This window comes from Roseimicrobium sp. ORNL1 (assembly GCF_011044495.1).
Lineage (GTDB): Bacteria > Verrucomicrobiota > Verrucomicrobiia > Verrucomicrobiales > Verrucomicrobiaceae > Roseimicrobium.
In genome coordinates this window covers 4,158,692-4,179,197 of sequence record NZ_CP049143.1, presented here as the reverse complement: position 1 = coordinate 4,179,197, position 20,506 = coordinate 4,158,692, and the positions used below count along the sequence as shown (strand labels likewise).

Below are 20,506 nucleotides of genomic sequence, written 5' to 3'. Positions count from 1 at the left end.
GATGCCTCGCTACTGCCCTTCTTTCTTTGTTGGAAGCGGGCCGATGTTTAGCACTTCGTTCGCGGGAATGCTCGGGAGGGGAGGCACGGTTGCCGCAGGGTAGAGTCCCATCCAGCGACCGAACCAACCGGTAGTGACCATCTGTGCGGAGAAGGGGTAACTGTGGCCGCCGGGGAAGGAGAACCAACTGAAGCAATCGCCAGCCTTCAGGCTGTTCAGATAGGAGTCGATGGCCTTCGGCGAATACTCGTTGTTGTTCACGTAGTAGGCTTGTGTCTCGACATAGCCACGTCGCTCCTTTCTGGCCTGAAGGGGACTTGGCAGGCCGGAGTCTTTCACGTCCTGCCACTGGGCATAGACCTTCATGGTCTCCATGCACTTGGGGAGAATGTCGTGCTGCTTGAACTCGATCTCGCTGGAAATGATGAGCAGCGGCCGGGGCGCGACCATCATCATCAGGCTCTCGAATCCTATAGGGAGTTCCAGGTCGCGATTCTCGGGCAGCGTGTATTTGTAAAACTTCGGCATCATGATCGCGGGCCCGCTGTTTTGCAGGAAGCCCCAGCGACGCAGGCTTTCCGCTCCGCTGGAGGGTGGCTCAGTGGCGTCTGGGGTCCAGGGCTCCCAAGTAGACGGCTGGCGGCACCACTGATTCGCCTTGGGCTTGCCCTTGTAACCTGGAGGATACTTGGGTCTGTCCCAATCCAGCACGCCTCCATTAGGCACTGCGGCGGCTATGCGCTGGTCAAAGGCTGCAGCAAAGAGCGTGACATGGCCACCCCAGGACCAGCCGGTGCAGCCGATGCCTTTGGGATTCACATAAGGGAGTGATTCCAGATAGTCGACGGAGCGCATCACATCCCAGATCCATTTGCCCATGCATGACCACGCCTTCTCCGCCATGGGGTCCGGATAGCGCTGCTTGTAGAACTGGCGCATATCCAGCGGACGTTGTCCCGGTTCGATGCGCTCGCCATCGCCCAGCATGTCGATGCTCAAGGTGACAAAACCCTGCTTCGCCAGCAGCAGGCCGGAGGCGCGACCACCTGCGTACCACGTGTGCATCGCCTCGGCATCGTTCGGGTCAGGCATGCTGTTGTTGTCGTAGCGTGGGTCCTTGCCCACGAGATCGGGACGACCGACGAAGCCAAGCTTTGGATTCGAAACGAAACGGCCGGCCACGCCTGCGGGACTGCTCTTGCCCGAGCCGTACGTGGTACTGTGCAGACAGATCACGGCAGGCGTTTGGAGCCCCTGTTTCTCATGGGCTTCCTTTGCACTGTCTGGCACGAGCAGCCAGCCATAGATCCAGATGTCTGACTGCGTGCCGCCACTCGAGTCGGCCTCTGCGCGGAACTTCACCTTGTACCGTGTGATGTCTCCCGCGTGCATGGGGTAGGTGGGATCACTTGGAGAAGACGGCACCTTCTCCGTGCTGAGGATCTGCACGTCGAGCGGAGGTTTGCTGGTGGGGAAGGGGCCCAGGATTTTCAGCCATTCCTTCTCCAACTGCGCCCGTCGTGCCGGCCACTTGGAGCCCGCGTCCACAGCGGGATTCGGCGGTGGTGGGGCATCTGCATGCACGAAGGTCAGCGGCATCGCAGCAAGGGCGGCGAGAATAAGGGGATTCCATTTCATGCGGATCAAAGCGAAACGTGAAAGGTGCTTGGGGGATGAACGGAGTTTGAGTGGCAGAAGTATCATGCCTTGCTGCGCGACATGGATGCGCAGGAAAGTCGCAGACAGGGATTCGCCGGCTGTGCGTTATCTCAAGGGACCTGTTATGAGATTACAATCCACTCCTTACTTTCTTGCCCTTCTGTGCTGCGCGGGCCTAATGGCCGATGTCGCATCCGCGCAACCAGGTGCCGGACCTGAAGTTCACGAGACCAATGCGAGTGACTTTGAGGTGCGAGTCTCCGCTCCCGGAGCCGCCGTGGTGGCTGATACGATCCTGCAAGAAGCCATTGATAAAGTAGCTGCGAAGGGTGGCGGAGTCGTGCTGCTAGGGGCGGGGGACTTCAAGCTCTCGCGCCGTGCGGGCATGTATGAAACGGTGGTGCTGAAGTCGGGAGTGACGCTGCGTGGACAGGGCCATGCCACGCATCTTTATCTCGATCCCGCCACGCTTCCACAGGCGGCACGCTACTATCCCGTGCGCATTGGCACGGAGACCACACCCGCCAGCAACGTGGTGGTGGAGCATCTGCGCTACACGGGGAACAATGCCAGGATCGGCGGCGGCTCCATCATGGGATTCAATGCTCGCCTTGGCTCAGTGGAAGCCCGCTTGATGACCTCGGAGAATGTAACCGTCCGCCACTGCTGGATCCTCGATGCCCAGCAAGCCGTGGGCTGTACCAAAGAGGGCATCCTGGAGTATCCCTCCAAAGTGCGGCAAGACGCGCAATTCAAGAACTGGCAGGTGCATCACAACTTCATCGATACCTGTGGGAACAAGGCCGTGGAATTTGCCGAGTGCAATGGAGGACTCATCGCGGACAATCACATCGTGAATGTGAAGGCTGGTCCGCAGGTCATCTTCGGCAGCCGCAATGTGCAGATTCGTGACAACGTGGTCCTCTTCACAGACACCGGCATCAATATCACGGAGGGCTCTCATCACATCCGCGTCAGTGGGAATCATGTCGAGCCGGTGGCTGACATCAACGCGGGAGCCCTGGGGCCATGTCTCATCTTCCGCACGGAACCCCAGCCGCTCAATGGAACCATCTCGGATGTGGTCGTCACTGGCAACGTCTTCCGCAATCAGGCGACGCGGGCGAAGTGCGTGGTTCGTTTTCAAACCAGACCGGAAGCCCTGGCCTGCACCTATCGTGGCGTGACCTTCACGGGAAACGTGTTCGATGGCGATGTGCACTTCTTCGATGATCGCTCTCCTTCAAAGACAACCATTCGGGACATCATCTTCGCGGACAATGTCTGTGAGGGCGATGTGATCTCCGTGCCCAATGTTAAGATGATGTCCCAGCATGTGATGGTGCGGGGCAACATGCTCTGCAAAGCAGGCGAGTATGTCCTGAACGCCGACCAGTGGGTCTGGTCGGGCAACACGCTCACTGCGGGAACCATCCGGGTGGCGTCAGGTGCCCGGGCAAACATGTTGCGGGACAATGTCACCGTGGCTCCGATAGGCGATGAGGGTGTGTCCACGATCGTGAAAGACAATCTCGTTTCTACTTCGCCTGTTGAAAGCGCCAAGCCCTCCCGCTAATCCACAACTCATGAGGACATTCCTGCCACGCCAAGCGTTCCTTTTGCTGCTCGCTGTCTTCTTGGGAGGCCATGCTGTCGGGGAGGACACGCCGTCCTTGAAAGCACTTCTTCGTGACCTGAAGCCGGGAACGACGGTGGACATTCCGGATGGCACTTATACGACCAGCGGTTGCCGCACCCTCCAGGGCTTGCGCGGCGCGGAGGAGAAGCCCATCGTCCTCCGTGCGAAGAACCGTGGCAAGGTGACGATCGTGGGAGAGGCGGGATTCATCTTCCGTGATTGTGAGCACCTGGTGCTGGAGGGATTCGTCTTCGAGAATGATGCGGACCAACAGTGTGTGATGTTGGACAACTGCAAGCATGTGCGCGTGACGCGGAATGTCTTCCAACCCAAGGAGCGCGCCAAGCCGAGACACTGGGAGCACTGGGTGACGGTGGATGGCGCACGCAGCGGGTACAACCGCATCGACCGCAACCGATTTGAGCGCAAGGTGAACCGTGGCAGCCCGCTCTTCGTCCGTGGGGATGATACGGCGCTTGTTTGCTCCCAGCACGACCGCGTGGACTACAATCACTTCCGCGATGTGGTCTATGCGAATCGTGAGAATGGTCACGAGACGATCCGCACCGGGGGCAATGACCTCGGAGCTTCGGGGCAAAGTTCCTTCACGACCATCGAGCACAACCTGCTCGAGCGTTGCAGCGGTGAGGATGAACTCATCTCCATCAAGTCCTCTGACAATGTCATTCGGAACAACACTCTCATCAATTGCCGTGGAGCCATTTGCATGCGCCTTGGTAATCGTGGCGTGGTGTCCGGCAATGTCATCATCGCGACTGAGGAGGGGCCGGGCTTTGGCGGCATCAAGCTGTTTGGCTTCGAGCACAAGGTCACGGACAACTATCTCTCCGGACTGACCGGCACGAAACATGAGGCCCCTTTGTCACTCATCCCCGGCATGCATGACACGCCCACCACGGAGAATATCGGCAAGAAGTACGACGACATGACCGCCACCGCGCCCACACGATGCACCATCTCCAACAACACGTGGGTGGACTGCGCGGCGCTCCAGTTCGGCTATGAAAAGGAAGACAAGAAATGGCCGCTGAGCCCGAACGGATGTGTCTTCACCAACAACCACGTCATTCGCACCAAGCCCAACCCGAAGCCGATGGTGATTCTTGGCGCCGTGCGTGACTTGCAGGCCACAGGAAACGTGGCCTATGATGTGCAGCCTCCCCCACAGGATACGGCCTGGTCATCTTGGTTCACGTGGGAGAAGGACAAGCCGACGGTGGAGGAACCAAAGCGGCTGACAGAGGCGGATGTGGGGCCGGATGCGAAGGAAGGCTCTTGAAGCACTTTTTCAAACGCGGGCCTGTTGATTGATTGTCATCGCATCAGCGATAATGTGTCGTTCTCGATCAAGTTGGATGCAAGCTTCCGCATGACCTGTCAAAAGTGTCGAGCCAAAATCGTCATTAGCCATCGACCTGGCCAATTCCTCATGATTGCCGGCGGCGCAGCTGCGGGGGCTTTGACTGCCGCGCTCTTTTGGTCGGGCTTCACGGGACTTGTCGTCAAAGTCGCCCTCGGGTTCATTTCGCTGATTGCGATGGGCGGAGTTCTGACTGAGATGACGGACGCCTGTACGTGGGTCTATTACAAGCATCGTCGGTGGGGCGTTGAATGTGAAAGTTGCGGCCACATCAATCCGATTCGTCCATGGTCGCTATGAGGGGGGCGGTCCATTCATTGCGTTTTGCACGGAGCTTGAGTTCTCGCTCCTAATAACCATTTAGGACTTGTGAGGTGCTTGAGCTCTTCTTTAGTGTGGGTTACGGCCATGAGCGAGCGCCCGCTTACAGCTCCCAAACGACTTCCGCCTCCCACGGAGTATTTTTTCGAACGGTCTCCGTGGAACAACCGGTGGCTTTTATTTGGCATCGCCCTCGTAGTGTCCTGCTTTGATTTCCTGGCGGGCCCGGTGGTGTTTTTCCCCATCCTCTTTCTGATTCCCGTCTCCCTGATGGCGTGGAATTGCGGACTTCGCACCGCCCTTGTGCTGGGAACCGTGCTGTGCGCCATTCGCTTTGGCATCCAATATACCGTTTGGGGGGTGCCCTACGCCTTGTCTGTGGCGCTCATCAATGGCCTGCTGCGACTCGTGGTCCTATACGTCTTCACCTTTTTGTGCGCCAAACTGGGAGGCACACTGCGGGCGCTGCGTGCACGCGTCCGTACACTGGAGGGCATTCTACCCACATGCTCTTTCTGCAAGGACATCCGGGACGAAGAGGGGAACTGGCAACAGATTGAAGCCTATGTGGCCTCCAGATCCGAGGCCCGCTTCAGCCACGGCGTGTGTCCGGATTGTGCTGAGAAACACTATGGAGAGGTGTTGGCCTTGAAGAGACCCGGCGCCAGGTAGCCCCGGGCGCAAGTCCGCTGATAGTGCGGCGCTTGACCTCACAGAGATTCTGGGAGCCCCTAGTGGGTCAACACGTAGAACACGATGTTGATACCGAGGGGATAGGCATACTTCTCGGACACTTCGGTGAAGTAATAGGGGTCGCTCTTTTCCTGTTCCCATCCATCTCCCAGATCATTGTTGAGGCAGATGAGCATGACCATGCGCCCCTTGTCATCATGCACCGCACGGAAGTGGGGTGTCTCCGTGCCCTTGCGCACTTCATTGGTGATGCGGGTGCGCCCCAGCTTGCGCATCTCTTCCACATAAACGTTGCTGTGCGCCTGGGGTAGCGCGGGCAGGTCGAACACCACGTGGAAGATGGGGTGATCCTGTCCCAACTCCGCGTAGTCACGGTCCGGCCAGATCTTCTTGAATGAGGGAGCGAATTCATTCCATTCCTGGTCACTCCAGAAGTCATCGATCATGAGGAACCCTCCATTGAGCATGTAGTCACGGAGGATCTTCGCCTGCTCGTCCGTGATGTCCATGTTCTGCGGCTCGCTGACGTAGATGAACGGATAGTGGCGCAGCTGCTCCGCTTCGATATCCACGATGGCAGGGTAGGGATTTACCTGGATGGAAGTGAGCTGGTGAAGACGGTAGGAAAAATTGAGCTCAGCCTCCGGGTAGTCCGCCGTCCAGCGTCCGCGCTTGCGAACCGGATAGCGAAGTCGCGCGAAGGTGAAGACATCATTCGGCAGTTCCGGATTCAACGTCCACATGGGCGCCCCCTGGTGTCGCCATCCCTTGAACTGACGTGCGTCATGAGGAAAGACATGCGTACGCTGCGCGCCGAAGTTGCGAGGTGTCGCAAGCTCCTGCGAGGGCAGCGTCGCCAAAGCGAGAAACACCGTGGCGGGCAGCATCCACTTCCAAAGTGTGGTCATGGACGCGTTCTACCCGATGACGGAGGAAAAGGCCCGAACTTTTTCCTCCAGTTTGTACTTTGGAGACGGGTGCACCTGCTGTGCCATTCGATTTTTCATCGACAAATTCCATGGATTGCACTACGAGCATCCATGAAACTCCCTCTGCTCCACTCCCTGAGCCGCTACTCGATTCTTGTGGCGCTGGCGCTGACACCGATGGTGCTGCGTGCGGATGAACCCAAGAGCCTGTTGCCCGCCTTTGGAGGGGAGGGGTACTTGATCAATAAGAAGAGCAAGGATGACCACACCATCACCGGGTGGCTCCCAAAGAAGTGGCTGGACAATTCCTCATGGGCTGCGGTCAATGCCATCTACACCGTGCTGCTGGACCCTCCGAAGGCAGAGCTCACGGCCATCCGCATCGATGTGCAGGCGGTGGACTCCGGCCAGCTTCAACTCACCACCTTCACGGGACACACGGCGTACCAGCAAGGGGTGAACTATGCGATCACCGGATGGGTGCGAAGCTCAGACAACTCAAGCGTGAGGGTCGGGATTCGCGAAGTAGACGAGCCGCACGCCTTCTACGTACAGGAAACGGTGAAGGGCAAGTCGGAATGGAAGCCCTTCGAGGTGGCCTTCACGCCGGAGAGGAATTGCGAAGGGTTCGTGATGTTTGTCGTGAACAAGGCCGGTGCGGTGGATGTGGCTGGTATCTCACTCATTGAGAAATAGCCGCACGGCGTGAGCCTGCGAAAAAGAAAGGGGCGCCGGTCTGGCGCCCCTTTTTGCTTTTGGTTCTTATTTTGCGACAGGATAGTCCTTCCACAGCCACTCCAGCGCCTGCGGTAGGAACTGTGCCTTCGCGGGGCCAACACTGTGACCGGTATTCAGGCAGTACACGTACTGGTAGTGGTAGCCTTTCTCCTTGAGAACTTTCGCCATGCGGTGGTTCGCTTCCACCCAGTCATGCATGTCGTCGCGCATGACATTTGGATTGAGCAGGTCACGATCGCCTACAGCCATCCAGAGGCGGATGGGCTTCACCGGGCTCTCGGGAATGAGCTTGCTGTGGAAGTCCCACGCGCCACCCGGCGTCTCGGGATTGAAGGGCCACTGCTGATTCACAAAGGTGCCGGAGGTGGTGAGCACGCGGTGATACAGATCATTGCGATACCAGGCCATGGCGAGTGCGGCGGAGCCACCGGAGCTGTTGCCCATGGTGGCGCGGCCTTCCGGGTCCTTGGTGAGTTTCACGCCGTAGTTCTTCTCCACTAGGGGCAGCACTTCGTTTTCAATGAACTCGGCATAGAGGCCGGACATGGTGTCATACTCGCGTCCGCGCTCGTGGCCCTGGGCATCGCCACCACCACTGGAAATCATGATGGCGATCATGGCGGGAACGCGTTTCTGGGCGATGAGATTGTCCAGGATGTGCGCGAGGTTCATGTCCGGCTTGCCCATGCCCGGGCCATCGTGGGTGACGATGAAGGGTGCCTCCTTGCTCGCCACATACTGCGCGGGCACATACACGGTCACCGTACGCTTGTAGTCGATGGGATGGGTCTCGACGATGAGTGTTTTGGGATTGTTCGGATCGACGGTGCCGAACTCATTGCGAGCGATGCCGGGATTGAAGAGCTTGCAGTCCTTCGAATCCATCTGGAACTGCTGCACCTTGCCTTGGGGCACGCCTTCCACGGCCTTCAACTCCGGTGCCGGCGTGTAGTCAGGCCCGATGACGAAGTCGCCCTCGGCATCCACGGGTGGATTCACGCCCGGCTTGCCATCGAGGCGCGTGAACTTCGGCGCGCTGGGTGCATCGAGGGGCCGTGTCGGAGGCTGGGGACGGTCGGGTTTCTTGGGCTGATTCTGGCTGAATGCCGGGAAGGCAAGTGCCACGAGGCTGAAGCCAAGGCAGGAGAGGTGACGGATCGAAAGCATGGGCGGATAGTTGCGGAATGACTCAACGTGCCGGAGGCGGCGTAGTGTTCAATGAAATGATCCTGGATTGCAATGGGAAGTGGGCTGTCCTTGCCACGCTCTGTGGCACTGCGTAGGTTGCTGCCTGTGTTTGTTCTTAAAGCTTAGCTCCAGCAACATGGATCCGATACCCACACCAAAATGCACCCTTTTCCGTGGAGTGCTGGGGTTCCTTTTTGGGATTGTGGGACCGGTGTTGTTTCTCCGCCTGGAGTACAAGACGCACTGCTTGAGCGGCTGCCTGTTTGATCCGATGCCGACGCGGTGGCACTTCATGGTGCTTCTCATAGTGCCGCTGACGCATTCCTTGGCGCTGATTGGTGCACGCTGGAGAGCACCTTGGTTCCAAGGCGTGGTTCAGTTCCTCTGGTGGCCGTCGCTCATCATTCCGGCTTACTATGTCATGGCACTCGGGCCATTGGTGCAAGGTTATGGCCTATTCGCTTCTGTGTTCTTCGCCGGTTGCTGGGCGTTGCATGGCGTTGGCCTGCTCACGAGCGAATTGGATCGTTCTGACGTGGAATTGGCGTCCACTCTCACCTTGATTATTCTGCCGATGCTTGCCGTCGTCGGCTGGTTTGCTTTGCTACCCTGGGTCATCAGAAGCGCTGAGGGCATTTCACGGTTCCGGCTGCGACCGTTGTGGGTGTCTGGCGTATTGTCTGTTTTTGTTGCGATCGGCCTCGCGGAACTGCCCATGGTGAAGACGTTCTGGGATCTCAAGGCCTATGCGAAGGGTCAAACCAAGGGAGTCGTTCCCCCATGGCTATTGAACGACAATCAAGTGGCCCTCGTGTCACGGCTCCGCCACGCGCCACAGCAATTTAGCTCGGATGGGATGTTTGATTGTGAAGGGCCAGTGGATGTCTTTGGTCCAACCGTCAGGATGCTGAATGGCTGGGCCACCCCGACAGAGTTGTGGAATCGATCCTATGCCCTTCACAACGAAACAGGGGGGAAGTTGCTGGATCAGATCAAAGAACTGAATCCTGCCGCGGACACTTTTCCCCGGGCTTGGAGACGCCTTTCAAAGTGGGAAAGATGGGAGATTGAGCACAACAAAGATTCCAAGCACCTGCATGGCCCCAGATGAGGCTGCTCAGGTGCCCGTAATTCCGTTCACTCACCTCGCTACTTCACCTCAGCCACATCCACCACATTGAGCTGGATGAACTGCCCGTTGAACGGTTGCGGCGCGGGAGCGACGTCCGGCACCACGAGCTTGGAGAAGTTGGTAATCATGCGTCCGTTCTGGCCATTGCCGTGCAGGGTGAGTGTGGCGCCGCCTTCGACTTCGATGGTCGCCGTGTAGTCGATGGTGAAGATGCGATGGCCCACCTTGTCATCGCGATTGAAGAAGAAGTGCGAGGCCGGTGAAGAGACGGTGAGCTGGTAGATGTTGTAGGTGGCGTTGTTCGGAGTGCCACCGATGTAGAAGCGCTCGCCCTCCTGCTTGCCGTCCTTGTACATCATGGGTTCCACGACACCGCGCACGCGGAGGGTGACCTTGTACTTCTTCCCAGGTTCACCGCCGAATTTTTTCACATCGGTGAACTTGTCATTGGTGGCCGGGTCCGTGGTTGCACGAGCGGAGATGCCATCGGCGCCGGGTTTCGGAGTCTCCGGCATGGGGTCCTTGCAGGGGAACTCATAGCGGTAGCCATCGAGTTCCGAGGCAAGCTTCTTCAGGTCGTCGGCGGCCTGGGAGGGAATGGCGATCAAGGCACTGGCAAGCAGGGAGGGGAGGAGGAGGGTGCGGTTCATGGATGGTTCGGGGACAGAGTGGAGAATAAAGCAGGTCTGTGGTCGTCGTCCACATCGGCGCATTGCCGTGCCGATAACCCTTGAAATTGGAGTGACTCACGTCCCACAGAAGGTCTGGTAAGCCTCCGATTTCGAAGGAAGGCTGAACTCCTCCGGATGTTCCTGCGTATGATCGTACGGATTTGCCAGAACTGCCAGCAAGCGTTCCAGCAGACGTAAGTCCCCGTTCCCGACTGCTGCCGCCAGTGCCTCTTCCACTTTGTGATTTCGTGGGATGATGGCGGGATTGTGGCGCCGCATGCTCGCCATGACTTCGCTGGCCGATGAAGTCTGACGGGTCAGGCGGTCTTGCCAGCGCTGGTGCCACTCGCGGTAAGCGGGCTCGGGTGAATGCATGGCCGAAGAGGCGCTGCTCAGAGCGCGGAAGGTATTCGTGAAGTCGGCCTGCGAGCGCTGCATCCATTCCAGTAGGGAGTCGATCAGTGCGGGGTCGTCGCTCTCTTCAGTGAAGAGTCCCAGCTTGGCTCGCATGCCCACCAGCCAGTGGTGCTGGAAGCGCTCGCCGAAACGTCCGATCGATTCATTCGCGATATCGAGCGCTTGCGGTGCGTCCTGATGGATCAGCGGCAGCAAACTCTCCGCCAGCCGGGCAAGGTTCCACTGGGCAATCTGCGGTTGGCTGCCGTAGGCATAGCGGCCCCCGTGGTCGATGGAGCTGAAGACCGTCGCGGGATCATAAGCTTCCATGAAGGCGCATGGCCCGTAGTCGATGGTCTCACCGGAGAGGGCCATGTTATCCGTATTCATGACGCCGTGGATGAAGCCCACAAGCTGCCACCGGGCGATCAGGGCTGCCTGCCTCTCGATGACTGCATCCAAAAAAGCGGCGTATGGCTGCGCGGTCGTTGCTGCCTGTGGGTAGTGACGCTGGATGGTGTAGTCCGCCAGTGCCTGCAGGTTTGGTTTTTCATCGAGAGCGGCCGCGTATTCAAACGTGCCCACGCGAATGTGGCTGGCCGCGACCCGTGTGAGCACCGCTCCCGGCAGGGGTGCCGTGCGGTAGACCACTTCCCCTGTGGTCACGACTGCGAGGCTGCGCGTGGTAGGAATGCCCAGGGCATCCATGGCTTCGCTGATGACGTACTCCCGCAACATCGGCCCCAGGGTGGCGCGTCCATCTCCGCGACGGGAAAAGGGTGTCTGCCCCGAGCCTTTGAGCTGGATGTCAAAGCGCTCTCCATCGGGAGTTAGCTGCTCACCCAGCAGGATGGCTCGACCATCACCCAGCATGGTGAAGTTCCCAAACTGGTGCCCCGCATAGGCCTGGGCCAGGGGGTGTGCTCCAGGGGGCAGCGCATTGCCGGCAAAGAGTGCGGGGTTGTCCAGCGAAGCCGGATCCAGTCCCAGGGATTCCGCCAGGGGACGGTTCAAGATGACCATCTCTGGCCTGCTTACTGGTGTCGGTTTGTAAGCCACATGGAACACGGATGGTAGCTGTGCATACGAATGCTCAAGGCGCCAGCCATGGGGCAGGGAGGGACTGGTGGAAGTAGCGGGCATGAAGAGAGGAGAGCGAAGATAGGCACGCAAGCTTCACGCACGCGAGCTCTCATCGCCAGTGATAAGCGCGGCACGGCGGGCGTCTTGCCTTCCGCACGGAGCCACTCGGGAAGCACGGATCACATGCGTTGGATTTCCGCAGCCTGGCTTTGAGGCAGATAGAGGCCCGTACCAGCATCCGTAGGAATCACGGCTCCCAGTTGGAGATTAAGAATAGAATGACACCCCCCCGACTTTTCAGCAGCGGCGTGATGCCCATGACTCTCCTGGCCATTGCGCTCGCAGTGGCCATGCCTTGTCGGGCGGCTGCCGAACCTGCTCCTACATCTGCCCCTGCCCCCGGCCCCGCTGTCGATGCTGATGTCGCTTTTGCCGCGCAACAAGCCGATGCCCGTAGGTCCTTCCGCGAGCACATCGTTCCCTTCTTCAAGGCGTATTGCACGGAGTGCCACGGGGACAAGAAGATGAAGGGCGGGCTTACCTTCTCCCCGGCCATCAAAAACCCCGGCAATGCCGCGGCCAGCAAGAAGTGGAAGAAGGCCATCGCCAATGTGCGCGCGCATGACATGCCGCCGGATGATGCGGATGCCCAGCCCACGGAGGAGGAGCGCCAGAAGTTCCTGGAGTGGATGGGCACCATCAAATATCTCAGCCCCAAGGATCCCGGTCCCTTTGTCATTCGTCGCCTGACGAAGGTGGAGTATGGCAATACCTTGCGTGACCTCTTTGGAGTCGATGCGAAGATCGCAGAGGACCTGCCGGATGAAGTGGCTGGCGAGGGCTATCTGAATACGCTTTCTGCGCTGCAGTCGGAGCAATTCCTCGGCATTGCCAATGAAGTGCTGCGTCAGGTCATGGCGCCGAAAGGTGCGCCACCCACCGTAGTGCAGCAGCGCCTCTTCGGTGCGCTGCCTGCCGCTGGCGCAGACCTTCGTCTGGAAGCGGGGAAGGCCGCTCGCTCACTCGCCCGCAGTGCGTATCGCAGACCTGCCTCAGATGCAGAGGTGGCGGTACTCCTGAACGTGTATGACCTCGCGCAGAAGAACAAGCTCGACCACCAGGCATCTCTGGGACTCATGCTGAAGGCGGTCCTGGTATCACCGCAGTTCCTTTTCATCACGCCCGTCAAGGAAGCGGATCCGGGGAAGACCATGTTGCCGCTGGATGACTATCAGCTCGCATCGCGACTGTCCTATCTCCTGTGGGCCACCATGCCGGATGCAGAGCTCGCGGCCCTGGCCGATGCGGGAAAACTACGCGAGCCTGCAATCCTGAAAGCGCAGGTGAAGCGCCTGCTCAAGGATCCGCGCGCTCGCGCGCTGTTTGATGGGTTTGGCGCGCATTGGCTGGGCCTCGGCGCCTTGGAAGACCAGACGTTTGACCCGGCGAAGTTCCCCCAGATGACGGCCGAGATGCGCCAGGCGATGTATGACGAAGCGCGCCTGTTCTTTGAGAGCATTGTTCGGGAGAACCGGAGCGTGGTCGGCTTCATCGACAGTGACTACACCTTCCTCAATGGAACGCTTGCCGCCCTGTATGGCATGGAAAAATCCGTCTCTGGGTCCGAGATGCGCAAGGTGAAGCTCACCGATGCCAACCGCGGCGGCATCCTCGGCATGCCCGGCATCCTCGCGACGACTTCCTTCCCGAATCGCACCAGTCCCGTGCGGCGTGGTGTGTGGGTGCTGGAGCAGGTCTTGGGGGAACATATTCCCTCCGCGCCGCCGAATGTCCCGGCGCTGGAAAAGCAGGACAACAAGACCGTGGCCAACCTGACCCTGCGCCAGCGCACGGAACTGCACCGCACGGACGCCACGTGTGCGAACTGCCACAAGATTCTCGACCCCATCGGCTTCGGACTGGAGAACTTCGATGCCATCGGACGCTGGCGTGACAAGGACGATGCGGGTGGTGCGATTGATGCCGCAGGCGAGCTTCCTGGCGGAAAGCACTTCTCCACGCCGAAGGAGCTGAAAGGCATCATCGCTGCACGATCCGCGGATCTCGCGCGTAATTTTACCCAGAAGCTGCTGGCCTACGCCCTGTGCCGACAGTTGGAAGGCTATGACGAAATCGTGGTGGAGCGCATGATGGAGACCATCGCCAAGGATGGCTACCGCATGCAGACTCTCATCGCTGAGGTCGTCACCAGCTATCCCTTCGTCAACTACCGCATTCAAGACCCTGCCACCCCCAAGCCCAAGCCCAATGCGAAATAACGCCCGCATCGATCGCCGCACCGCCCTGAAAGGGTTGGGAGTGTCTCTCGCGCTGCCCTTCATGGAATCCATGGGCTGGGCCTCCGCAGTGAAAGGGAAAGTGGCCAAGCCACCTGTGCGCCTCGGCTTCATGTACATGCCGCACGGCGTGATCATGGATCAGTTCTGGCCCACCAGTCCGGAGACTTTCCTCACCGCGCCACCGCCCGCACTGGAATCTCTGCGCCCCGTGCTCGACCAGTGTCTGATGATGAAAGGCATCTCGGGCATCCCGATTTCGCCTTTCAATGGAGCGCCTCATGCGCTGGAGCTTTCCACCTGGCTCACTGCCCAGCTCCCGGATGCGGATCGTCGCAGCGAGATCAACATCGCCATCTCCGCGGACCAGATTGCGGCGAACTACGTGGGCGCGCTCACGTCCCTGCCGTCCCTGGAGCTGGCCACCATGCCCCAGACCCACAAGGAGAATCAGGAAGGGCTGAACGAGGGCTACTACTCACACTGCAGCTATCGCTCACCCACCCAGGCACTGCCTGCGGAAACGAATCCCCGCAGCGTGCTGAACCGCCTCTTCGGAAAGTCGGATAAACCCGGCCAGTCACTCCAGGCAGACCCGCTGGATCGGCAGATGCTGGACCTCGTGATCGGTGGCGCCAAGGATCTGCGCCGCAAGCTTCCTCAAATGGACCAGCACAAGCTGGATGAATACCTCGACAGCGTGCGCGCCGTGGAGCGCCGCATCGCCGCCATTGAGTATCGCCAGAAAGAAGCCGCGATGGAAAAGGCCGGCATGGCTTCCAGCAAGAAGAAGGCCTCCGATTCGCCTCCCATTGAAATCAAGATTCCCGTGGGCGACAAGCGCAGTGAGTACATGCAGGTGATGTGTGATCTCAATGTGCTGGCCTTCCAGACTGACACCACGCGCGTGAGCACCTACATCGGCTCCACGCCGAATGGGGTGTCCTATCCCGAGCTTGGCTTCAACGACACGCATCACTCGCAGACCCATCACAACAACGAAGCCGTGAAGTCTGGCAAAGTCGCCGCCATCACCGCCTTCAACATCTCCCAGTTCGCCTACATGGTGAAGAAGATGGCCACTCTCCGCGAAGGCGAGGACACCCTTCTCGACAACTGCATCATGATGTGGGGCTCGGGTCTCGAAGACGGCAACAAGCACTCCCGCGAAAACCTGCCCTTCATCATCGCCGGCAAAGGCGGCGGCACCATCAACACCGGAAAATTCCTGCCCAATACCAAGGGCAATCAAGGCGACCTGCTTACTACGCTGCTCGCGTGCGCTGGTGTCCCGCTGGATCGTCCCATTGGCATCGCGACGAAGCAGATTTCGGAGATGAAGGTGGGGATTTGAGGAACGATGTGATTGTCGCGCATGGATGGTACGGTCGAGGTAAACGTTGGCCGACAAGAAGGATCATGATGCAACTGCGCTCGTACATTGCCCTGGCGCTGGCGCTTGTTTCGACAGCGAGTGCGTTCGCTGAAAAGCCACTGCCGCCACTGCCACCCGCCGGCGCGTTGCCACCTCTCGTGGTTTCCACGGATGCCGCGTACGATCAGTACGTCTCGCGGCTCTACGTGATGAGCACGGTGTTGCCGAATGGTCGCATTTGTTATGTAGCCTATGGTCGAAACAATGTGCCTCCTGGTACAGATGGCGCAGGGCCACCCAACTACCTGACCTTCTACTACTCCGATGATAAGGGGAAGACTCTGAACATCGGCTTCTTCCTCGTGCCACCTCCCGCGCCTGAAGCTCCAGGCGGCATGGTGGATCCCCGCATCGGACAGACAGCGGATGGTGATGCCATCGTTTACTTCTCCACCGTGCACGGAGGACGACCTCAGCGTGGCTGGTACAGCCTCTACGGCTGCGTGGTGCGGAATTCGCAGAAGGGCACACGAGGTACCTTTGCCGTGGGACCCAGTTGCTACATTGGGCGTGGCACTGCGGGTGTGCCTACCGTGGTGGGCTCGGACGTGTTGCTACCCAGCTTTGTGAGTTTGCGAAAGGGGACTGCGATTTCACATGACTACGATGGCGTGCGCTTGTGGAAGCTCGCGCTCAAGGAGGGTGATATCATTGCACCTGAGTTGCTTTCCCAGCTTCCTGATCTCCCGGATACCAACGACAACAGCGGCTTCTGCGATCCCTTTATTGTCTCACTGGGACAGGGGCACTATCGCATGCTCATCCGCGCCATGTCCGGCATGTACTGGTGTGACAGCAAGGAACGTGGACGCCAGGGAACCTGGGGTGTGCCCTACCAGCCGGAAGGCGTGCCGAAGCTCAAGAACGTGATCAACGGCATGATGGTGGACCACGATGGAGATGTCGTGGTGGCACACAATCCCACTCGTGGCCGCATGCAGGGCGCGCTTACCATCTTTCGCAAAGATGGCACGAGAGCATCGGTGGTGTTTGACCCGAGAGAGCCGCCCGTGGGCACGCACATGGCGAATTTCGTGGTGTCGATTGACCGGAGTTCAGATGGCAAGCCAACGGGCAATTACATCGTCACCTACGATCACGGTCGTAATATGAAGGTCGCTGGACTGGCTCCCGATGGGGTGAACTTCCGAGGAGCCATCTGCACGGCGATTGTGCCCAGGGCATCGGTGCTTGCTGGAACGCGGGACGGTGTTGTGATTCACGATGTGCCGACACATCCCCAGGCGAAGTAGGAAGATGCCAGTGGAGAATATTTTCGCCGGTGGAGCGATCAATCTCAAGGCGGTCGGTTGCGTTCCCGACGCTGCGTCTCTGTGCGTAGTGCTTGGATGATGGCGAGATCAGGGATCCTGCATCAGTTCACGCTGAGGGCAGCGTGAGCCACTTTGGCAAAGCCCCGTTTCTCGTAACAGGGGCTATTTGAGACCACCCGGAATCTTCTTCAGCGCGTCGTTGAGTAGCTTGTTGGCTTCGTCTTCGATATCCTTCACGTCGCTGCCCTTGGTAGGTGGGGTGGAAGAGCTGCTGGAAGTGGTAGCAGCAGGAGGCGAGGACCAATCGAGTCCCTGCGTGAAGACCTTCGCGGTGCAGCCTTTGCCCTCAGGCTGGATCATGATTGTCAGGTCAGCGCCGTTGAGCTTGCGTTTAAGGATGGCATTGGTCTTGCCAATCAAGCTGCCGGGCGTGTCCTGCCAACCTTGCTGTTTCAGCTTCTTGGAGAAGTCGGTTGCCACGGCGCTCACGCTTTCATCGGCACGAAACACGATGTGCCCCACCACTTTCTTGTACTCCACGTCGCGTGCGGCTGTGGGAAGGGGAAGCTGCGATACCGCCAGCTTCGGTCCGGTGGAGGCTGGCTTTTCGTTGTCGTCTTCCTGAGCGGTCTTCTTGGATGAGGAGGCAGGAACAGGCTTGGGTTCCTCTTCGCCGGCGAACGCTCCCTTCGGTAGGGGTGCGGAGAACGTGAGTTCGACATCCCACTTTTGATCAAAGAAATCCTGGGTGCCGTCTGTGCTTAACGTCCCGGAAACATGTGTCTCCGTCACCTTGAACTCCTTCATCTTGATCTTGCCGATGGAAGAAAAAGGGGATTTCGAGTGCGCGGTGTGAGCGACATCGCAGCCGAAGATGCCGCCGTCTTTATGGACACTGATGATCAGCGCGCTTCCCAGCTTCTTGAAAGCGGCGTCGAAGTCCGGCTTCTTGGATGAGGACGGATCTTTCTCCGTAAACACCAGGCGGATGGCGGGCTGGTCACTGAAAGGCTCGCGCGTCTGTACCACGAGATGCTGGATCTTCCCATCCTTGCCGTCACCGAGGAACGTGCCGGAGACGACAGGCTTGTCCGGAAGCGTCTGTGCTTGCAGGGCACAGGCGAACAAGGTGCTGACCAGTGCAGTAGCCAGCCGCGAAAAAGGGGAGCGTAACGTCTTCATGATTCAGCAAGGCTTCGTGAAACCCCTTTGAATTGCAAACGGATTCCATCTTCCGAAACGAAAACGCCCCGGACCTTTGCGAGTCCGGGGCGTCGGATTGAACGTTAGAGCAGCAAGCTCGAAGCTTGCTTACGCCACGTCGAAGCGGTCCAGGTTCATCACCTTGGTCCAGGCGGCGACGAAGTCCTGGAGGAACTTGTCCTGCGAGTCGGAGCATGCATACACTTCCGCGAGGGAGCGGAGGACGGAGTTCGAGCCGAAGACGAGGTCGTTGCGGGTGCCGGTCCACTTGGGCTGGCCGGTCTTGCGATCGATGGCCGCGAAGGCATTGCCGCAAGGGGAGACCTGCTTCCACTCCGTGTCCATGCTGAGCAGGTTCACGAAGAAGTCGTTGGTCAGAGCCTCGGGCTTGTCGGTGAAGACACCGTGCTTCACGCCGCCGGCATTGATGTTCAGCACGCGCAGGCCACCTACGAGCACCGTCAGCTCAGGAGCGGTGAGGGTGAGCAGCTGCGCCTTGTCCACCAGCAGGGCTTCCGCAGGGATGGTGTAGCGGCCTTTGAGGTAGTTGCGGAAGCCATCGGCGATGGGTTCCAGCACGGAGAAGGATTCCACATCCGTCTGCTCGGCGGAGGCATCCATACGTCCCGCAGTGAAGGGAACGGTGATGTCCTTGCCGGCATTCTTCGCGGCCTGCTCGATGCCTGCGCTGCCACCCAGCACGATGAGGTCGGCGAGGGAGACTTTCTTGCCACCGCTCGCAGCGCCGTTGAATTCGTTCTGGATGCCTTCAAGTGCCTTGAGCACCTTGTCGAGTTGAGCGGGATTGTTGACTTCCCAATCCTTCTGCGGAGCAAGACGAATGCGTGCGCCGTTCGCGCCGCCGCGCTTGTCGGAGCCACGGTATGTGGAGGCCGAAGCCCACGCGGTGGAGACCAGTTCAGACACGGTGAGGCCGGAGGCGAGGATCTTGCTCTTCAGAGCAGCGACATCCTTGTCATCCACGAGCGGATGATTCACCGCGGGGATGGGGTCCTGCCAGATGAGTTCCTCAGCGGGCACTTCCGGTCCGAGGTAGCGGGCGCGCGGGCCCATGTCGCGGTGCGTCAGCTTGAACCACGCACGAGCGAAGGCATCCGCGAACTGATCCGGATTCTCCATGAAGCGGCGCGAGATCTTCTCGAAGCCGGGGTCAGCGCGCAGGGCGATGTCCGTGGTGAGCATGGCGGGGGCGATGCGCTTGGACTTGTCATGCGCATGCGGCACGGTGCCTTCACCGGCGCCGTTCTTGGGGCGCCACTGTTGCGCGCCAGCCGGGCTCTTCGTTAGCTCCCATTCGAAGCTGAAGAGATTCCAGAAGAAGTTGCCGCTCCACTTGGTGGGCGTCGTGGTCCAGGTGACTTCCAGACCGCTGGTGATGGTGTCGCCACCCTTGCCGGAGCCGTAGGCGTTCTTCCAGCCGAGGCCCTGTTCTTCCAGGCCAGCAGCTTCGGGTTCGGCCGCGACGTTGTCCGCGGGGCCTGCGCCGTGGGTCTTGCCGAAGGTGTGACCACCGGCGATGAGCGCCACGGTTTCCTCGTCATTCATGGCCATGCGGCCGAAGGTGTCGCGGATGTCCTTCGCAGCGAGCAGCGGGTCGGGATTGCCATCCGGACCTTCGGGGTTCACGTAGATGAGGCCCATCTGCACGGCGGCGAGAGGGTTCTCAAGGTTGCGGCCATGGACCTTGCCGTCTGCATCGTCATCAGACACGAGCACCGCGTGGTCTTCCACCACGCCGGGCGAGCCATGCGCATAGCGCACATCGCCACCGAGCCAGGTGGTCTCACGGCCCCAGTACACATCATTGTCCGGCTCCCAGACATCTTCACGACCACCGGCGAAGCCGAAGGTCTTGAAGCCCATCGTTTCGAGAGCGACGTTGCCCGTGAGGATCATCAGGTCCGCCCAGGAAATCTTGCGACCGTACTTCTGCTTGATGGGCCAGAGAAGGCGACGCGCCTTGTCCAGGCTTACGTTGTCCGGCCAGCTGTTCAGCGGAGCGAAGCGCTGCTGTCCGCGACCACCACCGCCACGGCCATCGCCCGTGCGGTACGTGCCGGCGCTGTGCCACGCCATGCGAATGAAGAGGGGACCATAGTGGCCGAAGTCCGCCGGCCACCAGTCTTGCGAGTCCGTCATGAGCGCCGCGAGATCCTTCTTCAGCGCCGCAAGGTCGAGCGTCTTGAACTCTTCCGCATAGTTGAAGTCCTTGTCCATCGGGTTGGACTTGGAGGAGTGCTGGTTCAGCAGGTCGAGCCTCAATTGGTTCGGCCACCAATCGCGGTTCGTGGTGCCTCCACCGGCAGTTTGGTGAAGGACGGGGCATTTGGCTTCAGTGCTCATGGTTTGGCTTGTGGTGTGGATGGAAGGGTGACAAGTAGAAAAAGAAAAGAAGAGACAAAGAACGAGCGGACACTTTTGCAAACTCAACGCAGTGACGCAATTG

At 59.4% G+C, this 20,506-nt stretch carries 15 protein-coding genes; 8 read left to right on the top strand and 7 right to left on the bottom strand.

Annotated elements, in window-relative coordinates:
• Nucleotides 1-9: 9 nt before the first annotated feature.
• Nucleotides 10-1,638 (bottom strand): prolyl oligopeptidase family serine peptidase, encoded by a 1,629-nt coding sequence (locus G5S37_RS16960; protein ID WP_165205647.1) that lies wholly within the window; start codon nt 1,636-1,638, stop codon nt 10-12.
• Between the two features lie 199 nt (nt 1,639-1,837).
• On the opposite strand from G5S37_RS16960, the gene G5S37_RS16955 reads away from it, so the two are divergent.
• From G5S37_RS16955 to G5S37_RS16945, 3 genes are all read left to right on the top strand, one after another.
• Nucleotides 1,838-3,235, top strand: a complete 1,398-nt coding sequence (locus G5S37_RS16955) for a right-handed parallel beta-helix repeat-containing protein (protein WP_165205646.1) — start codon at nt 1,838-1,840, stop codon at nt 3,233-3,235.
• Nucleotides 3,236-3,332: 97 nt separating this feature from the next.
• Nucleotides 3,333-4,598 (top strand): polysaccharide lyase 6 family protein, encoded by a 1,266-nt coding sequence (locus tag G5S37_RS16950; RefSeq protein ID WP_165205645.1) that lies wholly within the window; start codon nt 3,333-3,335, stop codon nt 4,596-4,598.
• A gap of 489 nt (nt 4,599-5,087) precedes the next feature.
• The gene (locus tag G5S37_RS16945; RefSeq protein WP_165205644.1) at nt 5,088-5,672 is read left to right on the top strand and encodes a hypothetical protein; all 585 of its coding nucleotides are present in this window, start codon (nt 5,088-5,090) and stop codon (nt 5,670-5,672) included.
• Between the two features lie 59 nt (nt 5,673-5,731).
• On the opposite strand, the gene G5S37_RS16940 is transcribed toward G5S37_RS16945, so the two are convergent.
• Nucleotides 5,732-6,601, bottom strand: a complete 870-nt coding sequence (locus tag G5S37_RS16940) for a DUF4159 domain-containing protein (RefSeq protein ID WP_165205643.1) — start codon at nt 6,599-6,601, stop codon at nt 5,732-5,734.
• A gap of 132 nt (nt 6,602-6,733) precedes the next feature.
• Between G5S37_RS16940 and G5S37_RS16935 the strand changes: the two genes are divergently transcribed.
• Nucleotides 6,734-7,318, top strand: coding sequence for a hypothetical protein (locus G5S37_RS16935; protein WP_165205642.1), 585 nt, complete (start codon nt 6,734-6,736; stop codon nt 7,316-7,318).
• Between the two features lie 66 nt (nt 7,319-7,384).
• On the opposite strand, the gene G5S37_RS16930 is transcribed toward G5S37_RS16935, so the two are convergent.
• On the bottom strand, nt 7,385-8,527 hold the full coding sequence (locus G5S37_RS16930; protein ID WP_165205641.1) for an alpha/beta hydrolase-fold protein: 1,143 nt from the start codon (nt 8,525-8,527) through the stop codon (nt 7,385-7,387).
• A 235-nt stretch (nt 8,528-8,762) separates the two neighbouring features.
• Between G5S37_RS16930 and G5S37_RS16925 the strand changes: the two genes are divergently transcribed.
• Entirely contained in the window at nt 8,763-9,659 is an 897-nt protein-coding gene (locus tag G5S37_RS16925; RefSeq protein WP_206026032.1) for a hypothetical protein, read from the top strand.
• Nucleotides 9,660-9,697: 38 nt separating this feature from the next.
• Here the strand turns inward: G5S37_RS16925 and G5S37_RS16920 are convergent, their stop codons facing one another.
• The gene (locus G5S37_RS16920; RefSeq protein WP_165205639.1) at nt 9,698-10,330 is read right to left on the bottom strand and encodes a hypothetical protein; all 633 of its coding nucleotides are present in this window, start codon (nt 10,328-10,330) and stop codon (nt 9,698-9,700) included.
• 96 nt (nt 10,331-10,426) lie between these two features.
• Nucleotides 10,427-11,890, bottom strand: a complete 1,464-nt coding sequence (locus tag G5S37_RS16915; protein WP_165205638.1) for a YdiU family protein — start codon at nt 11,888-11,890, stop codon at nt 10,427-10,429.
• A 218-nt stretch (nt 11,891-12,108) separates the two neighbouring features.
• On the opposite strand from G5S37_RS16915, the gene G5S37_RS16910 reads away from it, so the two are divergent.
• From G5S37_RS16910 to G5S37_RS16900, 3 genes are all read left to right on the top strand, one after another.
• Nucleotides 12,109-14,109, top strand: a complete 2,001-nt coding sequence (locus tag G5S37_RS16910) for a DUF1592 domain-containing protein (RefSeq protein WP_165205637.1) — start codon at nt 12,109-12,111, stop codon at nt 14,107-14,109.
• On the top strand, nt 14,099-15,481 hold the full coding sequence (locus G5S37_RS16905) for a DUF1552 domain-containing protein (protein WP_165205636.1): 1,383 nt from the start codon (nt 14,099-14,101) through the stop codon (nt 15,479-15,481). Before G5S37_RS16910 ends, G5S37_RS16905 begins: the two co-directional genes overlap by 11 nt.
• Nucleotides 15,482-15,546: 65 nt before the next feature.
• Nucleotides 15,547-16,815, top strand: coding sequence for a hypothetical protein (locus G5S37_RS16900; protein WP_165205635.1), 1,269 nt, complete (start codon nt 15,547-15,549; stop codon nt 16,813-16,815).
• A 183-nt stretch (nt 16,816-16,998) separates the two neighbouring features.
• Here the strand turns inward: G5S37_RS16900 and G5S37_RS16895 are convergent, their stop codons facing one another.
• Together G5S37_RS16895 and katG are read right to left on the bottom strand one after the other, a co-directional pair.
• A complete protein-coding gene (locus G5S37_RS16895; protein ID WP_165205634.1) occupies nt 16,999-18,018 on the bottom strand; it encodes a hypothetical protein in 1,020 nt (339 codons plus the stop codon).
• Nucleotides 18,019-18,147: 129 nt separating this feature from the next.
• Complete coding sequence (gene katG / locus G5S37_RS16890) at nt 18,148-20,403, bottom strand: catalase/peroxidase HPI (RefSeq protein WP_165205633.1); 2,256 nt, start codon at nt 20,401-20,403, stop codon at nt 18,148-18,150.
• Nucleotides 20,404-20,506: the final 103 nt, after the last annotated feature.

Coding starts and splice junctions, on each gene's coding strand:
- G5S37_RS16960 (WP_165205647.1), bottom strand. CDS start 1,638: ATGAAATGGAATCCCCTTATTCTCGCCGCCCTTGCTGCGATGCCGCTG.
- G5S37_RS16955 (WP_165205646.1), top strand. CDS start 1,838: ATGGCCGATGTCGCATCCGCGCAACCAGGTGCCGGACCTGAAGTTCAC.
- G5S37_RS16945 (WP_165205644.1), top strand. CDS start 5,088: ATGAGCGAGCGCCCGCTTACAGCTCCCAAACGACTTCCGCCTCCCACG.
- G5S37_RS16940 (WP_165205643.1), bottom strand. CDS start 6,601: ATGACCACACTTTGGAAGTGGATGCTGCCCGCCACGGTGTTTCTCGCT.
- G5S37_RS16935 (WP_165205642.1), top strand. CDS start 6,734: ATGAAACTCCCTCTGCTCCACTCCCTGAGCCGCTACTCGATTCTTGTG.
- G5S37_RS16930 (WP_165205641.1), bottom strand. CDS start 8,527: ATGCTTTCGATCCGTCACCTCTCCTGCCTTGGCTTCAGCCTCGTGGCA.
- G5S37_RS16920 (WP_165205639.1), bottom strand. CDS start 10,330: ATGAACCGCACCCTCCTCCTCCCCTCCCTGCTTGCCAGTGCCTTGATC.
- G5S37_RS16915 (WP_165205638.1), bottom strand. CDS start 11,890: ATGCCCGCTACTTCCACCAGTCCCTCCCTGCCCCATGGCTGGCGCCTT.
- G5S37_RS16910 (WP_165205637.1), top strand. CDS start 12,109: ATGACACCCCCCCGACTTTTCAGCAGCGGCGTGATGCCCATGACTCTC.
- G5S37_RS16905 (WP_165205636.1), top strand. CDS start 14,099: ATGCGAAATAACGCCCGCATCGATCGCCGCACCGCCCTGAAAGGGTTG.
- G5S37_RS16900 (WP_165205635.1), top strand. CDS start 15,547: ATGATGCAACTGCGCTCGTACATTGCCCTGGCGCTGGCGCTTGTTTCG.
- G5S37_RS16895 (WP_165205634.1), bottom strand. CDS start 18,018: ATGAAGACGTTACGCTCCCCTTTTTCGCGGCTGGCTACTGCACTGGTC.
- katG (WP_165205633.1), bottom strand. CDS start 20,403: ATGAGCACTGAAGCCAAATGCCCCGTCCTTCACCAAACTGCCGGTGGA.